This window comes from Maricaulis sp., from assembly GCF_048269565.1.
In the GTDB taxonomy this organism is placed as follows: Bacteria; Pseudomonadota; Alphaproteobacteria; order Caulobacterales; family Maricaulaceae; genus Maricaulis.
The window spans coordinates 136722-154786 of sequence record NZ_JBLXIK010000001.1 but is presented as its reverse complement, the minus strand read 5'-3'; the positions used below and the strand labels follow the sequence as shown (position 1 = coordinate 154786).

18 protein-coding genes are annotated in these 18065 nt (G+C 64.9%); 5 read left to right on the top strand and 13 right to left on the bottom strand.

Annotated elements, in window-relative coordinates:
- Positions 1 to 15: 15 nt before the first annotated feature.
- The 8 genes from ACN0YL_RS00785 to ACN0YL_RS00750 all read right to left on the bottom strand — a co-directional run bounded on the left by ACN0YL_RS00785 (position 16) and on the right by ACN0YL_RS00750 (position 9481).
- On the bottom strand, positions 16 to 1890 hold the full coding sequence (locus ACN0YL_RS00785) for a vWA domain-containing protein (protein ID WP_417496705.1): 1875 nt from the start codon (positions 1888 to 1890) through the stop codon (positions 16 to 18).
- A gap of 28 nt (positions 1891 to 1918) precedes the next feature.
- Entirely contained in the window at positions 1919 to 2917 is a 999-nt protein-coding gene (locus tag ACN0YL_RS00780) for a hypothetical protein (protein ID WP_417496704.1), read from the bottom strand.
- Between the two features lie 9 nt (positions 2918 to 2926).
- Positions 2927 to 3316, bottom strand: coding sequence for a hypothetical protein (locus ACN0YL_RS00775; RefSeq protein WP_417496703.1), 390 nt, complete (start codon positions 3314 to 3316; stop codon positions 2927 to 2929).
- Positions 3317 to 3322: 6 nt separating this feature from the next.
- Positions 3323 to 3796 carry a hypothetical protein gene (locus tag ACN0YL_RS00770; RefSeq protein WP_417496702.1) on the bottom strand — a complete coding sequence of 158 codons (474 nt, stop codon included), beginning with the start codon at positions 3794 to 3796 and terminating at the stop codon, positions 3323 to 3325.
- A 195-nt stretch (positions 3797 to 3991) separates the two neighbouring features.
- Positions 3992 to 5518 carry a Ppx/GppA family phosphatase gene (locus ACN0YL_RS00765; RefSeq protein ID WP_417496701.1) on the bottom strand — a complete coding sequence of 509 codons (1527 nt, stop codon included), beginning with the start codon at positions 5516 to 5518 and terminating at the stop codon, positions 3992 to 3994.
- Positions 5519 to 5523: 5 nt separating this feature from the next.
- A complete protein-coding gene (locus tag ACN0YL_RS00760) occupies positions 5524 to 7701 on the bottom strand; it encodes an RNA degradosome polyphosphate kinase (protein ID WP_417496700.1) in 2178 nt (725 codons plus the stop codon).
- Entirely contained in the window at positions 7698 to 8378 is a 681-nt protein-coding gene (locus tag ACN0YL_RS00755) for a chromosomal replication initiator DnaA (RefSeq protein WP_417496699.1), read from the bottom strand. Before ACN0YL_RS00755 ends, ACN0YL_RS00760 begins: the two co-directional genes overlap by 4 nt.
- 23 nt (positions 8379 to 8401) lie before the next feature.
- Positions 8402 to 9481 carry a DUF2066 domain-containing protein gene (locus tag ACN0YL_RS00750; RefSeq protein WP_417496698.1) on the bottom strand — a complete coding sequence of 360 codons (1080 nt, stop codon included), beginning with the start codon at positions 9479 to 9481 and terminating at the stop codon, positions 8402 to 8404.
- Between the two features lie 130 nt (positions 9482 to 9611).
- Here ACN0YL_RS00750 and purM point away from each other — a divergent pair, with 130 nt between their 5' ends.
- From purM to arfB, 3 genes are read left to right on the top strand one after another with little or no spacing between them, the layout of a single operon-like run.
- Positions 9612 to 10652: a phosphoribosylformylglycinamidine cyclo-ligase gene (purM, locus tag ACN0YL_RS00745; RefSeq protein ID WP_417496697.1), complete on the top strand. Its 1041-nt coding sequence runs from the start codon at positions 9612 to 9614 to the stop codon at positions 10650 to 10652.
- 46 nt (positions 10653 to 10698) lie between these two features.
- Positions 10699 to 11349, top strand: a complete 651-nt coding sequence (purN, locus tag ACN0YL_RS00740) for a phosphoribosylglycinamide formyltransferase (RefSeq protein WP_417496696.1) — start codon at positions 10699 to 10701, stop codon at positions 11347 to 11349.
- A gap of 19 nt (positions 11350 to 11368) precedes the next feature.
- On the top strand, positions 11369 to 11788 hold the full coding sequence (gene arfB, locus ACN0YL_RS00735; RefSeq protein ID WP_417496695.1) for an alternative ribosome rescue aminoacyl-tRNA hydrolase ArfB: 420 nt from the start codon (positions 11369 to 11371) through the stop codon (positions 11786 to 11788).
- Here arfB and ACN0YL_RS00730 read toward each other — a convergent pair.
- The 4 genes from ACN0YL_RS00730 to ndk form a co-directional block, all read right to left on the bottom strand.
- Positions 11785 to 12804 carry an adenosine deaminase gene (locus ACN0YL_RS00730; protein ID WP_417496694.1) on the bottom strand — a complete coding sequence of 340 codons (1020 nt, stop codon included), beginning with the start codon at positions 12802 to 12804 and terminating at the stop codon, positions 11785 to 11787. The two genes, arfB and ACN0YL_RS00730, sit on opposite strands and share 4 nt — an antisense overlap.
- 71 nt (positions 12805 to 12875) lie before the next feature.
- Positions 12876 to 13496, bottom strand: a complete 621-nt coding sequence (locus ACN0YL_RS00725) for a LysE family translocator (protein WP_417496693.1) — start codon at positions 13494 to 13496, stop codon at positions 12876 to 12878.
- Positions 13497 to 13578: 82 nt separating this feature from the next.
- A complete protein-coding gene (locus ACN0YL_RS00720; protein ID WP_417496692.1) occupies positions 13579 to 14187 on the bottom strand; it encodes a LysE family translocator in 609 nt (202 codons plus the stop codon).
- Positions 14188 to 14289: 102 nt separating this feature from the next.
- Positions 14290 to 14712, bottom strand: coding sequence for a nucleoside-diphosphate kinase (ndk, locus tag ACN0YL_RS00715; protein WP_417481513.1), 423 nt, complete (start codon positions 14710 to 14712; stop codon positions 14290 to 14292).
- A 117-nt stretch (positions 14713 to 14829) separates the two neighbouring features.
- Here ndk and ACN0YL_RS00710 point away from each other — a divergent pair, with 117 nt between their 5' ends.
- Together ACN0YL_RS00710 and ACN0YL_RS00705 are read left to right on the top strand one after the other, a co-directional pair.
- Positions 14830 to 16713: an ABC-F family ATP-binding cassette domain-containing protein gene (locus ACN0YL_RS00710; protein WP_417491979.1), complete on the top strand. Its 1884-nt coding sequence runs from the start codon at positions 14830 to 14832 to the stop codon at positions 16711 to 16713.
- A 562-nt stretch (positions 16714 to 17275) separates the two neighbouring features.
- Positions 17276 to 17689 (top strand): TspO/MBR family protein, encoded by a 414-nt coding sequence (locus ACN0YL_RS00705; protein WP_417496691.1) that lies wholly within the window; start codon positions 17276 to 17278, stop codon positions 17687 to 17689.
- On the opposite strand, the gene ACN0YL_RS00700 is transcribed toward ACN0YL_RS00705, so the two are convergent.
- Positions 17676 to 18053 (bottom strand): hypothetical protein, encoded by a 378-nt coding sequence (locus ACN0YL_RS00700; protein ID WP_417491977.1) that lies wholly within the window; start codon positions 18051 to 18053, stop codon positions 17676 to 17678. The two genes, ACN0YL_RS00705 and ACN0YL_RS00700, sit on opposite strands and share 14 nt — an antisense overlap.
- Positions 18054 to 18065: the final 12 nt, after the last annotated feature.

Genomic DNA, 18065 nt, shown 5'->3' with positions numbered 1-18065 from the left:
AGCCATCGCGGCCCGCTAGTCCAGCGTCACGCGCGTTGTCTCAGCCGAGACGATGGCGAGATTGCGCGTCCCCGCCTCACCCCAACGCAGCTGGTAGTCGCCCGGCGCCAGGGTGACTGGCTCGCCTGCACGGCCGTGGCCGGCAGTTTCGCCGGTGGCCGCATCGATGATTTCGAACTCGACCGCGATCGCCTGGCTGAGCGCAGCTTCCAGCTCGGCACCGTCACCGGCGGTGAAATAATCGCCATTGCCGAGCGCCGCCCAGGCGCGAAATTCGGCTTCCAGATCCGCATCATCGATGGCAAAACCGACGATATTCACGCGGATATCCCAGCCCCGGTCACGCAGGCTCTGGATCGCGGCCGCCGGATCGCCGTCACAGGTCTCCTCACCATCGGTCAGCAGGATCAGGATGCGCTGGCCCGTCGCCGCGCCCAGGTCATCGCCAGCCAGGGCGATGGAATGGCCCAGCGGCGTGCGGGCGAGATTCATCGCATTGACGTTCGAGATCACGGCGCTGGCGGCGTCCGGCACCAGCGGTCCGAGCGGGATTTCCAGGTCGGTGCGGCAGGAATCGGTTTCCCGGTGGCCAAACACCCGCAGCGCGAAACCGGTGCCGGCGGGGATGGTGTCGCTGACCAGATGCGCCAGCGTCTGGCGCGCGATCTCGATACGCCGCTCGCTGCCGATACGCTGCAGCATCGAGCCTGAGGCATCGAGGATGACCCCGACCGCGTCCTGCGGTCCGAGCTGGGCGCGCGACTGTTCGACCAGCAATTCGCCGGGCAATTGCGGCGCCGGACGGACGGTGATCGCGCGGCGTGCCATCTCGCGGCCGGCGCGGCTGAAATAGACCAGCTCATACTCACCTTCGCTGGCGGGCGCGACCAGCGGCGCGACCGGCTCGTTCGGGTCGATATAGCGATAGGCGGCCTGGCTGCCATCGGCCGCCTGCATCCGGATGACATCGCCCTGATTGCCGGCGCCCGACCAGCGCGCCTCGAACTGCATCCGCGCCTCGACCGCGGACGGGGCGTCCAGTTCGATACTGGCGGGAATGACCTCGATCGGTGTGCGGCCGATCACCCGTCCGCCGGAGAGATAGACGATATCGACCGGTCCGGTGGTTTCCGCCGCGATCAGTACCACGCTTTGCCCGGTCGCGGCGCTGACATAGCGATAACTCGCGCCGCCCAGCGGCTCGCCATCGCGCGCGGCGAAGGTGATCCGGTCCTGTGCGTTGCGCGGGCCCTCCCACGCGACGGTGACGGTCCCGCCTGCATGCACCTGCGCCGGCGCGGACAGGCTGGCGGTGATGCCGCCAACCGTCAGCGGTGCACGCGCCAGCACGGTGTCGGCGCTGACATAGACGATATCGTACTCGCCGGCATCGCGCGGCGCTGTCAGGCGCACCGGGCTGCCATTGCGGCTGCCGGTATAGGCATAGCTCAGACCGCGGATCACGGCGCCATCGCGTTCGGCCAGGGTGATGCGGTCGCCATTGCTGTCGGGTCCGGTCCACACCACCTCGAACGCCGCGCCTGCATCGGCCGTATCGGGTGCCGCCAGTGTCGCCTCGGGCAGGTAGACGCTGAGCGGGCGGCTCGCCTGCACCTCGCCGCCATGGACATAGACGATCACATACTCGCCGGCCGCATTGGGCGCGAGAATGCTCTGGGGATTGGCGCGGACATAGGCATAGACAGACCGCCGCTGCTCGCCATCGGCGGGGCGGATCTCGATCAGGCCGCCATCGTCCTGCGGTGCGGTCCAGCCGATATCCAGGCTCTCGCGGATATGGGCCCGCTCCGGCCCGTCGATGGTGTAGGCCTGGGCCAGGCCGGCGCCGCTGACGACAAGCGAGGCGAAGAAGGCGAGCAGATACCGCATGGTCTTGATCCTTGTTCCGGGAGCGAGCTCAGGGTTCGACATGGTGATAGCGCTCGAAGGCGCGAAACTGCGTCCCGTCCCAAAACACGGTCCAGGCCTGTTTTTCGATCCGCTCGACGGAGATCACATCGCCGTGCACGCCGGGGACGATGCCGGGACGTTCAGCCTCGGGCCCGGCATCCAGTGCGGTGACTTGCCAGGCTTCGGCCTGCTGCAGATAGGCGCCGAATGCATCAGCCGCCCCGCCGTCGACCGCTTCAAGCACGTCAATCCAGCTGCCGGCCCGGCAGATCGCGATGGCGCGGGACTGATCGCGGGTCCGCCGCACCGGCGCCGCGATATCGAGCGCGCCATCGCCATCAAAATCACCGCCCAGCGTGCGCGGCAGCATCCAGGCCTCCAGCTCATAGTCAGAGGTGAGGCCGCAATCGCGCAGCTGCTCCACCTCCTCGGGGAGGAAAACCGGGCTGGCAAGATCGGCCGCCGTCTGCTGCTCTTCCTCCGTGCGCGGGAAATACAGACAGGCGTCGAAGCGCAGATAAACCAGCCGCGCCCGCTCTCCCGGCTCCAGGTCAGCGAGACCGTAATCGCGGATATTGAACACGCCCGGCGCCGGATTGCCGTCATCGCCGGCGATCACCAAACGGCGCTCCAGTTGCGGCGCATTGATATCGCCCTGATTGGCGGCGGTATTGGCGGCATTGCGCAAATGCCAGCCGCTGAGCCGGCGCGGATTGGTGTCCAGATGCAGCGGCGGTGTCAGGGCGGTGCGGTCCTGCCCGTCGGCGTCGATCACGGCAATGACCCAGCCATGGGGCTGTGGCTGCAGTTCGAACCGCCAGTCGCCATTGACCAGAACGCTATAGGCATGCGCGCCGGAGATCTCGCCGGACACAGACCCGGCGCGCAGCGCTGAAGTATCCTCGCAGACCTGTGCTCCGGCCGGCGCGGCCAAACCCGTCAGCATCAGCGCCAGGGTCAGAACGGGGGCCAGCGCGCTGCAGGACATCACCTCATTGGCCGACATGGTCTCCCCCTATTCCGGACCCGCCCCGGAGGCGGGAAGCTGTGTCACGGGCCGGGTCTCATTCGGATCTCCCACCGCTTCACCGCTGACGATGACGGCGCGATAAGCGATGAAGACTGCCAGCCCCGCCGCGAGCAGCAGGCAGACGAGCGTCAAGGCGTTGAGCCGGGCCGCAGGCAGCCAATGTCCGGCAGTTGCGGCAATGAGACCGGCGATGAGTGCGCCGCCGAGCCCATAGCCCATGGCTTCAGGCGCGGCCGCCAGACCGGCGCCGGGATCGACCCAGAACTGTCCCGCCAGCCAGGTCGTCAGCGCAAAACCGACCAGGATCGCGGCCAGTGTGCGCAGTGGCAGGAGGACGAAACGGGCCAGGGCGGAGCCGGGACGCGACGTGATCACGCGCCGCTAGCCCAGTGCCAGAGTGACCAGACTCATCGTCGTCCCCGAGGCGCCCGGGGTCAGCGTCAGCATGACGCGACGATTGTCCTTTTCGAAGATCATGGCGGTCTGGCCCGGCACGCCCTGCGGTGCGTCGGCCTCGCTCCAGCCCTCGGACGGCATCTGCGCGGAATACCAGCTGGCGACAGTGCCGGCCTCGGCCTCACTCATCGCGGCGATACTGTGGCCATTGCCCGGAATTGTGCTGGCGCCATAGATATTCAGGCCCGGATAGAGCGGGATATCGCCCGGGAAGCCGTCGGGCAGATCCAGATTCATGCCGACCTGCCCCATCCCCTGATCGATCGCCACCGACTCGACCTCGCCATCGGGCGCGGTCCGGACATCGGCATCGACGCCATGCGCCGCAGCATAATCCTCGATCTGGTCCGCCTGCGTTGATTGCGCGGATTGCGTGCCGCTGTCACCGCAGCCGGCCATGAGTCCCGCGGCCAGGCATAGTGTCGTCATTGACCTGAAAATCGTGTTCAAAACATCCTCCCCGAAAGGACCGGTCCTGGCCCGGCCGGACCGCGCCAGGGCGATCACAACCCGGGCAGGCAGTCCGGCGCATGGTTAACCTATACGTCACCTTCACGCAGGAGCGGGGAAATGTGAAGCAAAAAGCGGGTGGCGCTATAAATACCGCACTTCGCCCTTGCGCCCGATCGCGGCCGCGAGCGTTTCCAGCAGGGAGACCGCGCGCTCGATATAGAGGTCGTGGACGCTCTCATCGATGTCGAGGCAGACCAGCCCGGGCTCGACGCGCAGGGTGAAGCGGTCGAGCAGGCTGGCGGAGCGGCCCGAGAGCTTGGCGCCAAGGCGCAGGGTACAGCCCAGCATCTGGGCGACATCGTGCTGGGCCTCGTCGATCAGATGGAAGACCGGCAATTCGTCGAGCGCGCTGCGCTTGCCGCCATAGCGATGATGCATCACGGCGGCGAGAAAGGCCCGCTCGGCGTGATTGATGCCGGCGAAGGGCGCATAAAGCACGCTGTCGCGCGTCAGTTCGAGGCGGTGATCGGGATGGCGGCGGGCACCGAGATCGGCCAGCCGTGCCGCCGCTTCCTGCAGCACGCGGTCGCGACGCGGGGTGAAGACGGTGGCCACCTCGGCCATGGCCGGCGCGATCCAGCCCGCCAGCGAGCGCCCGAAATCCGGGGTCGGCGAGACCGGTCGCGCCAGCGCCTCGGCGCCGGCAATCAGGGGGTCGATCGCCTGGACCGCCGCGGGCAGGCCCTGCATCAACACACCTTCGCGCAAGCCATAGGCGGAAAACACGACATGGGAGAACTTCCCCATCTCGACGATGCGGCTGAGCAGCAGGGCCGCATAGGGAATGGTCGGCGCGCGGCGCGAGGAGATGCCGGGAATGCCGGCCAGTGATGCCGTGCTGAGGCGGCTGGCCAGCCGCGTCAATTCCCGCACCCGCTTGGCGTCAATACGAAACTGGTGCGCGACCCGCAACGGATAGTCGGAGCGCGCGAATGCCAGCTGCGCCAGCGATCGCCAGGCACCGCCAATCGCATAGAATTCGCCGCGCTGCCCGATCAGGACTCCAGCCTCGCGCAGGCGTTCATCGATCAGTCCACAGACCGCATCGGCATCCCACGGGCCGGGCGGGATCCCCTCCTGGGGGCCGAGCGCGAAGGTTTGTCCCTCACCGAGTGCGCCATGATCGATCGGCGTCAGTTCGAGGCTGGAGCCTCCGAGATCGCCCATCATGCCGTGGGCACCGGGAATACCGGTCACCAGGCCAAGCGCGGAGAGTTCGCCTTCCTGCGCGCCGGACAGGACGCGAAGCTGGAAACCGGTCTCCGCGGCAACGCGCTGCACGAAATCCGGCCCGTCGCTCGCATTGCGCACGGCGGCGGTGGCCACCGCATAACGCTCGCTCACACCCTTGGCGTCGAGCAGGCGTTCGAAGCGTTTCAGGGCCCGCATCGCAATATCGATATTGTCGGGATGCAGCGTACCGCGCTGGCGCAAGCCGCGACCAAGCCCGGCCATCACCTTCTCGTTGAAAACCGGCCAGATCGCCCGCCCCTCAAGGCGGAAATGTACCAGGCGCACGGTGTTCGATCCGACATCGATCACCGCGATATCACGCTCGATCGCATTCTCCGCAAAGGCCGGATGAGTGATGGTGTGTGCCGGATCCAAGAGCGCTAACCATCCCCCGTGAGCACGGGCGGCTGGTCATTCTTGAGCGCATGACCGCGCCCGGACAGGCTCGGATTGGTCATGAAATAGGCATGGGCGCTGAAGGCCTTCTTCATGCCCGACGTATCGACCCGGCGATACTCGCCCTGCCCGTCCATATACCAGCTCTGGGCGGTATCATTGAGATTGGCGACCATGATCTGGTCGAGCACCTGCCGATGGACAGTCGGGTTCTGGATCGGACAGAGCAGCTCGACGCGGCGGTCGAGATTGCGCGGCATCCAGTCAGCCGAGGAGATAAACACCTTCGCCGCCGGAGACGGCATTTCGCTGCCATTGGCAAAACAGGCAATGCGCGAATGTTCCAGAAAGCGTCCGACCAGGCTTTTGACCCGGATATTCTCCGACAGGCCGGGAATGCCGGGGCGCAGGCAGCACACACCGCGCACGATCAGCTCGATGCGCACGCCGGCCTGGCTGGCGCGGTAGAGACCATCGATGATTTCCGGGTGCACGAGCGCGTTGAGCTTGGCCCAGATCGCGGCCGGCTTGCCGGCTTTTGCGTTGGTGATCTCGTTCTCCATATGCGCCAACAGGTCTTCCTTCAGCCGCAGCGGCGAGACCGAGAGGCGTTCGAGATTTTCCGGGCGTGCATAGCCGGTCACGAAATTGAAGATACGGCCGGCATCGCGGCCAAAGGCGGGGTCAGCGGTAAACAGCGAGAGGTCGGTATAGATCCGCGCCGTGATCGGATGGTAATTGCCGGTGCCGAAATGAGCGTAGGTGCGCAGGACCGTGCCCTCGCGCCGCACGACCAGCGAAATCTTGGCGTGCGTCTTGTATTCCATGAAGCCATAGACGACCTGCACCCCGGCACGCTCCAGGTCGCGGGCCCATTTCAGATTGGCTTCCTCGTCAAAACGCGCCTTGAGCTCGACCAGGGCAGTGACATTCTTGCCCGCCTCGGCGGCCTCGATCAGGGCGGCGACAATCGGCGAGTTTTTCGAAGTGCGGTACAGCGTCTGCTTGATGGTGACGACGTCGGGATCTGCCGCCGCCTGGCGCAGAAATTTCACCACAACATCGAAGCTCTCATAGGGATGGTGGACGATGATGTCCTTCTCCCGGATGGCCTCGAAGCAATCGCCGCCATGATCGCGAATGCGTTCCGGATAACGCGGTTCATACGCCGGGAAGACAAGGTCGGAACGGTCATCGGGAATGAGCTGATCGATCTGGGCCAGACCAAGCAGGCCCGGCATCGGCACGACATCCTGTTCTTCGGCATGCAGGTGAGCAACGATGAAATCGCGAAGCACCGGCGGCATTTCCGCATCCATCGTCAGGCGCACGATGACGCCGCGGCGGCGCTGCTTGACCAGACGTTCGAATTCCAGAACCAGATCCTCGGATTCCTCCTCGACCTCGATATCGCTGTCGCGGATCACCCGGAACGCTCCGCGTCCGAGCATTTCATAGCCGGGAAAGAGCTCGTCGACATACATCGACAATACGGTCTCCAGCGCCACGAAGCGCCGGTCCGGTCGGCCGCGCCCGCCATGAGCCCGCGCTGGCAATTCGACGAAGCGCTTGACGCCGGACGGCATCGGGATCAGCGCGTTCATGATCTTGCCGGTGCGGTTATTGCGCAATTGCAGCGCCAGCGCGAAACCCAGATTGGGAATGAAGGGAAAGGGATGCGCCGGGTCGATCGCAAGCGGCGTGATCACCGGCAGGGTATGGGAGAGGAATTCCCCGCGCAGCCAGGCGATATCGGCCTTCGACAGATCAGCCTCCGCGAGCACGCAAACGCCAAGCGCCGCGATCTCGTCGCGCAAGGCGCACCACAGGGTCTGCTGCTTGCCAATCAGTTCGCTGGCCAGGACATGGATCTGCTCGACCTGCTCGCCCGGGGTGAGCCCGTCGAGACTGGTGGCGGTGACGCCATTGCGGATCTGGGCCCGCAGACCGGCCACCCGCACCATGTAGAATTCATCGAGATTGCTCGCCGAGATCGACAGGAAGCGCAGGCGCTCAAGCGCTGGATGGTTCGGGTTTTCCGCCTCGCTGATGACGCGGCGGTTGAAGCGAAGCCAGGACAGTTCGCGGTTCAAGAACCGGTCCGGCGATGCCATCAGAGCCTCAATATCCGGCGCGGTATCCGGCGTGGCGAGCTTGGTCATTCGCTGTCTCCATCCTCGGGCAGGTCTTCGAGCACCGCGCGCACCACGGCACGGTTGACCGGTGTCTGCCGGGCCAGGGCAAGCTTGTCCATGCGGTCAACAAGGCTGCGCACGGCCGAGACCGAGCGCTCCATGCGCGGCAGCATATACTCGATGACGCCCGGCCGCAGCGGCGCTCCACGGTCCTGGAATTGCTTCAGCAGGAACCGGGTCAGCAATTCATCATCGGGTTCACTCAACTCGACATGCGGCAGGGCCCGCAGGCGTGAAACCAGATCCGGCAGGCTGGCACGCCACAGCACGGGCGGTGTGGCGCCCGTCATCAGCAGGGCCGGGATATCGCCCTCCGCAGCGCGATTGATGGCGTGAAACAGCGCCGCATCATCAATCCCGCCATCGACATCCTCGACCACCAGGCAGCGCCCGGACGGCAAACCCGCCAGGCAAGCCGCGAGGCCGGCCGCATTGGTGATCTGGGCTCCGGCCTGCTGCGCCCAGATTGCCGCGAGATGGGATTTGCCGGCGCCGCGCGGTCCGGTCAGGGCCATTACGGCGCGCGGCCAGTCCTGCCAGCGCGACAGGGCCGCAACAGCATCCGCATTGGCGCGGCCTTCGACAAAGCTTTCCGCGCTGAAATCCACCCGGACGGGCAGATTGAGCACCAATTGGCCGGTCATGCGTTTACAGGTCCGATCCTGGCTCAGAATGCGCTGCGAACGACCCAGCCCAGCCCGGGATGCTGTTCCAGCGCCGCACCACGTTCAGCAAGTTCTGAAGTCAGCTGTTCTAGCGCACCGCGATGGCTGACCGTCATCAGGGCACCGTCGCGCGAAATCGCATCCAGGCGCGCATCACTGACCAGCGAGGCGCCGGTCAGCGCCGCCTGCAAGGACTGCCACTCGGTCAGCCCGCCATAGATCACCGTAATGCGCATTTCCTCGGTCGAGGTGTTGCGCACGATGGCTTCGCGCTTCCAGGCATTCTCGCGCCCGACGACGAAGCTCAGGGCACCGTCGCGCCAGCTGCCATAGACCGTTTCCGGCCCCCAGGTATCAACGGCCATTTCGGTGCCGGCTTCCAGGCTTACCAGGAAACCGCCGATACGGCGCACGCCATCGCGTTCCTGGCCACGCAGAATGGCGATCCGGCTGACGCCATGGAGCGCGGCAATCTCGCGCAAGCGCGGCTCGTCCAGGCTCAACGCATCGCGGGCCGAGAGGATCGAGCGGCCTGCATCGCCATCCGGTACAATCATCGGCGCCAGGGCGTGGGCGTAGGAGCGGCTGGTCCAGGCCGACAGCCAGGGATTTTCGTCCCAGAGATAGAATTGCCCGCCAGCATCATAGACCGGCAGCACCAGGGTCGGCCGCGCCTGGGATTCGACGAAGGGAACGCCATAGCTGGTGAGCAGTCGCACGACGGCGCGGCGGTCGAAATTGACCGCCAGTTCACCGAGATAGCGGGTCGCGCTGCGTTGCTCATTATCGATCTGCAAGCCAGAGATAAGCTCGGCAATCGCGGCACTGTCGAAGATCGAGTCGATCGCACCGGCCGAACCGAAATCAAGCGGCGTGCCGACGCGGTCCTCCGGCAGGGTCATGCGCTCGATCAGCCGCTGCGCGGCCTGCGCCTGTCCACGCCGCATGGCGATAGTCTGGGCGTCGAGCGCATTGCTGCCGGTGGCGTCAATGGAGACGCCGAGAATCGTATACGGGTCATCGGCGCTGGCGAGCGCGGGAATGGCGAGGAACAGGCAGATCGCGGCAAATATCGGTCGCACGGGCACGACTCCTTGGTATCGATTGACCTTTAGTATAGCCAGACACAGTCGCGCGTGAAGCCCGTGACTTGCTTCTCAGGCAGGTTTCGACTGTACTCCGCCGCGTTTCACTCAGGGCTTGGAAACCAGCATGACCGCCACAGATGACAAAAAACGCCCCAACGGGCTGACCTATGCGCAATCGGGCGTCGATATCGATGCCGGTGATGCGCTGGTCGATCGCATCAAACCGCTGGCCAAATCGACCCGCCGCCCCGGCGCTGCGGCCGATCTGGGCGGGTTTGGCGGCGCCTTTGATCTCAAGGCCGCGGGCTATAATGATCCGATCCTAATTTCCGGCACTGACGGGGTTGGCACCAAGCTGCGGCTGGCAATCGATACCGGCAAGCTCGACACGGTCGGGATCGATCTCGTCGCGATGTGCGTCAATGATGTCCTCGCCCAGGGCGCCGAGCCGCTCTATTTCCTCGATTATCTCGCCACTTCCCGGCTCGACCCCGTGCGCGGCGAAGCGATCATTGCCGGCATTGCCGCCGGCTGCCGCGACAGCGGCTGCGCCCTGATCGGCGGCGAAACCGCGGAAATGCCCGGCATGTATGAGGGCGATGATTTCGATCTCGCCGGCTTCGTGGTCGGCGCGGCCGAGCGCGGTGCGCTGCTGCCCGATCATGACCGCATGGCCGCCGGCGATGTGTTGATCGGCCTCGCCTCCTCGGGCGTGCATTCCAACGGGTTCTCGCTCGTGCGCAAGGTCGTCGAACTGTCCGGCCTGACCTGGTCGGATCCCGCCCCCTTCGCTGCCGGCCTGACACTGGGCGAAGCCCTGCTGGTGCCGACACGGCTGTATGTGAAGGCCTGCCTGCCGCTGATCAAGGCCGGTCTGGTCAATGGCCTCGCCCATATCACCGGTGGTGGCCTGGTCGAAAATCCGCCGCGCATGACACCCGACCATCTCGTTCCCGTCATCAATTACGACGCCTTCGAACTGCCACCCGTCTTTGCCTGGCTGACGAAGACCGGCGGGATTTCGGCGCATGAAATGCACCGCACCTTCAATTGCGGGATCGGCATGTTGCTCTGCGTCGCACCTAACGATGTCGATGCGACGATCAGCGCGCTTGCGCAAGCCGGCGAGAACGCCATGATTATCGGCGAACTCAAGCCCGCCTGATCCCGGCCCAAGCCGCAGATAACAACCTGAGCCAAGGACGCACTAGATGGCGAAGACCCGAATCGCCGTGCTCATTTCCGGGCGCGGTTCCAATATGCAGGCGATCATCGAAGCGGCGAAGGCCGACAGCTATCCTGCTGAAGTCGTGGTGGTCATCTCCAATAATCCCGGTGCCGCCGGACTCGATTTTGCCCGCGAGGCCGGGATCGAGACCGAAGTGGTCGACCATCGCGAGTTCGAGACCCGTGAAGAGTTCGAACAGGCGCTCGATGCGACCCTGAAACTCTATGATACGCGCATTGTCTGCCTGGCCGGCTTCATGCGCATCCTCACGCCCTGGTTTACCGAGCGCTGGCGCGACCTCCTGCTCAATATCCACCCCTCGCTGCTGCCGGCCTTCAAGGGCCTGCACACGCATGAACGGGCGCTGGAAACCGGCGTGCGCATCCATGGCTGCACGGTGCATTATGTGCGTCCGGAAATGGATGATGGCCCGATCATAGGCCAGGCCGCCGTGCCGGTCCTGCCCGATGACACGCCCTCGACGCTGGCCGCCCGCGTCGTCTCGGCCGAGCACAAGCTCTACCGCCAGTGCATCGCCCTGGCCTGCTCCGGCAAGGCGCGTGTCGCCGGCGGCCGTGTCCGTCTGCAAGTGCGCGAATTCGGCGCCGAGTTGCTGATGAACCCGCACGATTGAGGCGATCAGGGATATTGCGATGCAAATCACACCATCCCTGGAGATCGACGAGGCCGAACTGGAAGAGCGCTATACCCGCGCCTCCGGCCCCGGCGGTCAGCATGTCAACAAGACCGAAAGCGCGGTGCAGCTACGCTATAATCTCGCCGCCTCGACGGCCCTGCCGCCAGCCGTCAAGGCCCGCCTGGTCCGCCTCGCCGCCAGCCGCCTGACCAAGGAAGGTGTGCTGGTGATCCGCGCCGAGGAGACGCGCTCGCAGGAGCGCAATCGCGCTGCAGCGCGCGAACGGCTCAAGGCGCTGGTGATCGAAGCGCTCACCCCGCCCAAGCCGCGTATCAAGTCACGGCCCTCGCTGTCCTCGATCAAGAGGGTCAAGGCGGCGAAGGCGATCCGCGGGACGCGGAAGTCGCTGCGGCAAAAGCCGGGTACGGACGACTAGGCTGACGCCTCGGCCACCACCGCATCGATCGCTGCCAGGTGCGCCTCGATCTCGGCGGGCTCGAGGAAACTGCCGCGGAAGGAATTCTTCGCCAGCTCGATGATCTCCGCCTCGGTCAGCCCGATCGCATCGGCGGTACGGCGGTAGTTCTCGTTGATATAGCCACCGAAATAGGCCGGATCGTCGGAATTGACCGTCGCGCGCAGGCCGAGCGAGAGCATGGTCTTGAGCGGGTGATCCTCGAGCCGCTTGATGACGCACAGGCGCAGATTGGAGAGCGGGCAGACCGTCATCGTCATCTTCTCGCGGCCAAGCCGGGCGACCAGCGTGCCGTCCTCCAGGGCGCGATTGCCATGGTCGAGCCGGTCGATATCCAGCATGTCGAGCGCTTCATGGATATAGGCCGGCGGCCCCTCCTCGCCGGCGTGGGCGACGCGCTTGAGACCGAGCGTGCCGGCGGCAGCAAACACCTGGCGGAATTTCGACGGCGGATGGCCAAGCTCGGAACTGTCGAGGCCGACACCGTCGATGCGGTCGAGATGTTCCGACGCCATTTCCAGCGTCTCGAAGGCGTCCTCCTCGGAGAGGTGACGCAGGAAGCACAGGATGAGCTTCGAGGTGATGCCCCATTTCTCGCGGCCCTCATCGAGGGCGGAGGTGATGCCATTGATCACGGTGGCAAAGGCGATACCGCGATCGGTATGGCCCTGGGGATCGAAGAAAACCTCGACATGGCGGACATTGTCGGCGTGGACACGCTCGAGATAGGCCAGCGTCAGATCGTGGAAATCGGCCTCGGTGACCAGCACATTCATGCCGACATAATAGATGTCGAGAAAGTCCTGCAGATTGGAGAAATCATAGGCCTTGCGGATGTCCTCGACGCTGGCGAAGGGGATCTCGATGCCGTTGCGCTTCGCCAGTTCGAACATCAGTTCCGGCTCCAGCGAGCCTTCCAGATGCAGATGGAGTTCGGCCTTGGGCAGGCGTTCGATCAGGGCGTGAAGGGATGACATGCCGGGCCTCGCATTTGCGGTGGGATGAGTCGGGCGCAAACTGACGCGCGCCGGGCCAATCGGCAAGGGCCTCAACCGAGAAGGATCATCGCGGTCGTGACCAGCAGGATCGCCCCGATGGCGAGATTGAGGATACGCGCCGAGCGGCCATCAGCCATGAAACGCTTCAACGCTCCGCCCGTGAACACCCATAACAGGCCGCAGGGCGAACCGAACAGAATGAAGGTGACGACCATCAGAACCGCCCGCTCCGGTGCGGTATCGGCCAGGGCGACATAGGCGCCGGCCGCCGACAGCGTCATCAACAGGGCTTTCGGATTGACCCACTGGAACAGCGCCGCCTCATAGCTCCGGATCGGCCGCGAGCGCGAGGGCGCCGCCGCCTGGCCCTGCGCACCCGGCTTCGCCAGACCCGCACGCAAAAACAGCCAGGCCATCCAGGCGAGCCAGATCGCACCGCCGAATTTGACCAGCATCACGGCCATCGGAAAGCGCGCCACCAGCGTGCCGAGTCCGAAAACCGCCGCGACGAGCATGATGTTGAAACCGATATTGACGCCGAGCCAGGTCGGCAGGGTCGCGCGCACGCCGAACAGGGCGCTCGAGGACATCAGCATCAGATTGTTCGGCCCCGGCGTTACCGACATGACGATGACGAAGCCGACCAGGCTCAGATATAACGCAACATCCATCAGTCATGGCTCCCGACGCGAAGCCATTCAATCCGGCAGGCCCGGCCCGGTTTCAAGCCGGGCGCGCAGCGCGTCACGCCGCTCAACCCGCCGTCAGGATCATCACCACGGTGGCAATGAAGACGGCGCCGATGGCGAAGTTCAGGATGCGCGCATGATGGTGATTGCCCATCACCCGCCGCAACATCCCGCCCGCCAGCACATAAATCAGGCCGCAGGGCGTGCCGAACAGCGCGAACACGCCCAGCATCACCGCGGCCCGCTCAGCCGATGTCTCGCCCAGCGCCGAATAGCCGCCGACGATCGACATCGCCAGCAAGAGGCCCTTCGGATTGACCCACTGAAACAGCATCGCCTCGGGCACATTCATCGGACGCGCCCCGGTCTTGGCAGCCTCGGCCGGGTCGGTGACGCCGCCGCGAATGCCGGCCCGGATATAGGTCCAGCCCATCCAGCCCAGCCAGGCGGCACCACCCAGGCGAACCAGCAAGGCCGTCCAGCCGAAGCGCTCGAACAATTCGCCGAGCCCGAACACCATCGCCGTCAGCAGGATAGCAAAGCCGAGATTGGCGCCGATCCAGTGCGGCACGGCAGCGCGGGCGCCAAACAGGGCGCTCGAGGTCAGCAGGATGAGGTTATTCGGCCCCGGCGTGCCCCACATGGCGAGGATCAGGCCGGCGAGGCTTGCCATCAATGCGATATCCAGAATGTCTCTCCTGCGGCAAAGGCCTGTATTCACAAAAAAGGCCCGGCGTTTCCACCGGGCCTCCTGTCTGCGTATCAGCGGTCAGCCTTAGCCGACCATTTCGATACCGGCGAAGAAATAGGCGATCTCTTCAGCAGCGGTTTCAGGCGCGTCGGAGCCGTGGACCGAATTGGCTTCGATCGACTCGGCGAATTCCTTGCGGATCGTGCCGGCTTCGGCCTGTTCCGGATTGGTGGCGCCCATGACGTCACGATATTTCGCAATGCCATTCTCGCCTTCGAGAACCTGGACCACGACCGGGCCGGAAATCATGAAGGAGACGAGGTCGTTGAAGAAGGGACGGGCCTTGTGGACGCCGTAAAACGTCTCGGCCTGGGCGCGGCTCAGCTGCATGCGCTTTTGCGCGATGATGCGCAGGCCGGCGGCTTCAATCTTGGCATTGATGGCGCCGGTCAGATTGCGGGCAGTGGCGTCAGGTTTGATGATCGAGAAGGTGCGTTGCAGCGCCATGATGTGAATTCCTTGGATTGGGGAGGTTGAGATTGACCGGCCCGGCCGGGGTGGAGATGTTGCGCGGGCTTATAGCGGCGCTTGCGCAATGTGTGAAGCCGGGTTACGCGCCTGCCCATGCTACACATCAATGATCTGACATATCGTATCGAAGGCCGGATGCTGTTCGACCAGGCGACCTTTCACCTGCCCCCCAAATGCAAGATGGGGCTGGTCGGGCGTAACGGGACCGGCAAGTCGACCCTGTTCCGCCTGATCCGCGGCGAGATCGCGCCCGAGGGCGGCGACACCACGCTGCGCAAGGGTGCGCGCGTTGGCTGGGTCGCCCAGGAGGCGCCCGGCGGTGACGAGAGTCTGATCTCCGTCGTGCTCGATGCCGACCTCGAGCGCGCCGCCCTGCTCACCGAAGCGGAGACGGCAACCGATCCCAACCGCATTGCCGAGATCCAGATCCGGCTGGCCGATATCGATGCCCACACCGCCGAGGCCCGCGCCGGCTCCATCCTCTCCGGGCTTGGTTTCACGGCTGAAGAACAGTTGCGCGCCTGCCGCGAGTTTTCCGGTGGCTGGCGTATGCGCGTCGCCCTGGCCGCGACCCTGTTTGCCGAACCCGACGTATTGCTGCTCGACGAGCCGACGAACTATCTCGACCTTGAAGGCGTGATGTGGCTGCAGACCTATCTCAAGAGCTTCCCCGGCGCCGTGCTGGTGATCTCCCACGACCGCGATCTGCTGAACGGTTCGATGCAGCGCATCGCGCATCTGAAAGACGGCAAGGTCAGTGTGTTTGAAGGCGGTTATGACGACTTCGAGGCCGCCCTGGCCGAGCGTCAGCGCCTGCAGGTGAAGATGGCCGACAAGCAGGATGCCGAGCGCCGGCATTTGCAGGCCTTCGTCGACCGCTTCAAGGCCAAGGCCTCGAAAGCGAAACAGGCCCAGTCCCGCGTCAAGCGGCTGGAGAAGATGCAACCGGTGGCAACCGCGGTCGCCGATCCGGTCGCGCCCTTCCTGTTTCCGGCGCCGAAAAAGGCGATGGCGCCGCCAATCGTGCGCATTGAAGAGGTCGATGCCGGCTATGCCCCGGGCAAGCCGGTGCTGCGCAATGTCAATCTGCGCATCGATCCGGATGACCGTATCGGCATTCTCGGCCGCAATGGCGCCGGCAAGTCGACGCTGGCGAAGCTGTTGTGCGACAAGCTGACCCCGCTCTCGGGCCATATGCGTCACCACAAGAAGCTGGAGATCGCCTATTTCGCCCAGCACCAGATTGACGGGCTGCATGCCGACACCTCGGCCTATCAGCACGTGATCGACCTGATGCCGGATGCGACCGAGGCCCAGCGCCGCGGCCGTCTGGCCCGGTTCGGCCTGCCGCGCGACCGCCAGGAAACCCCGGCCGGTTCCTTGTCGGGCGGCGAGAAGGCACGGTTGATGTTCAACCTGATCACCTTCCATGGCCCCCACTTGCTGATCCTCGATGAGCCGACCAATCACCTCGACATGGACAGCCGCTCGGCCCTGATCATGGCGCTGAATGATTATGAAGGCGCCGTCATCCTGATCAGCCACGACCGGCACTTGATCGAGAGCTCGGTCGACCGTCTCTGGCTCGTCGCCGATGGATCGGTGAGACCCTATGACGAGGATATCGAGACCTATCGCCAGAGCTTCTCGGGGCGTCCGGCCCGTGCGGCCAAGCGCGAGAGGAAGGAATTGCCGCAGGACGACAAGAGCGTCAAACGCCGCAATCTTGCAGCCCGCCGTGACGAGCTCAAACCGCTGCGCACCGAATCCACCCGCTGGGCCAAGGAAGCCGATCGCCTGCGCGGCATTCTCGAAGTGATCGACCGCGGTCTCGCCACGCCCGGCCTCTACAAGAAAGACCCCAAGGCCGCCAAGGACCTGCAGATGAAGCGCGCCAAGGCGGTCGAGCTGATCGATGCGGCCGAGGCGAAATGGATGGCGGCAGAAGAAAAGCTCGAAGCGGCACGGGCGGGATAGGCGGCGCACCAAAATCTCCACGCGGCTCGCCGCTGGAGGTTTGAGGTGTTCCCACCGGGGTGGGAGGGTGTGGGACGCCTTCGAATGCCGAACTGGCGCCAGTTTGATTTTGTTTGGTGTGACAATCGAAGCCGTCCCACACGTGCAGTTTTGTCGGACTGTCTCCACCCCGGTTCCAATCCAGAAAGGTACTCAGGTCGGTCGTTTAGTGCCGTCAGACCTTCTGGACGCCCTGCCAGCGCTCGGGATGTCACCCCTCTGCCCGGACAGGCTGCACGCTTCCAACCGCCGCGATTGACTGAGCTCACGCCTCCCGTGCGACCGGAACAACGTGATTATGCGCCAGGGTTGGCGGGGTGGGGATAACTTCCCTCAAAATTCGTCATCCCGGCGAAGGCCGGGACCTCGAACGACCGGGCTCCGCGCCTGTCACGTCTGGGTCCCGGCTTTCGCCGGGATGACGTGGGATCATTGTCCGCCATGGGGGATAGCGGGCCCTTGCACGGCGCGTGGGCCAGGCTCACAATCAGCACCGCGAGACTCGGCGAAGACGGCCTCAACGATGAAAATCAAACCCTGGTATGCCCAACTGAACAAGCCCGCCTGGGCGCCGCCGGCCTGGCTGTTCGGACCGGTCTGGGCGGTGCTCTATTTCATTATCGCGATCAGTTTCAGCTTTGTGTTCTGGCTTGCCCTGAACGGCGCCATCTCACCGTGGCTGGCGCTGCCTTTCGGCCTGAACCTGATCTTCAACGCCGCCTTCGCACCCTTGCAGTTCGGCCTTCGCAGTAATGGGCTCGCCGCCATTGATGTCACGCTGGTTGTGATAACGCTGGTCTGGGCCTTGGTCGTCATCCACCCGGTGCTGCCATGGGTGGCATATGCCAATCTGCCCTATCTGGCCTGGGGCCTGTTCGCCACGGCGCTGCAATACACCATCACCTGGATCAATCGCGATCCGGCTAGCCGCAGGTAATGCTCTCGACCGTATCGTCATCGGCGATGCGAATGGTGAGGCGTTCGGGGATGTATTCCATCGTGACGCGCGAATAGCGGCCGATGACGCGGTAATTGGGCGGCAGGCTGCGGCTGTCGACGCTGACGCGCGGCTGGCCGACATGATGCTGGAAGTTTTCCATGCCGCACGAACCGGTAATCGGGCGCTGGACCTCGGCGGTGCCGATATCCTGGACCGCGCCCATGGCGGGCATGTCGGAGGCCGGCTGGGCCGGGGCCGTCGCGGGCATGGCGGTCGGCAGCGCCGGGTGCGGGGCCGGGGCCGCGTCAAAGGCGCAGCCCGCCAGCAGCAGGCCGCCCACAAGAATTGAAACAGTTTTCATGAAATCACGCCC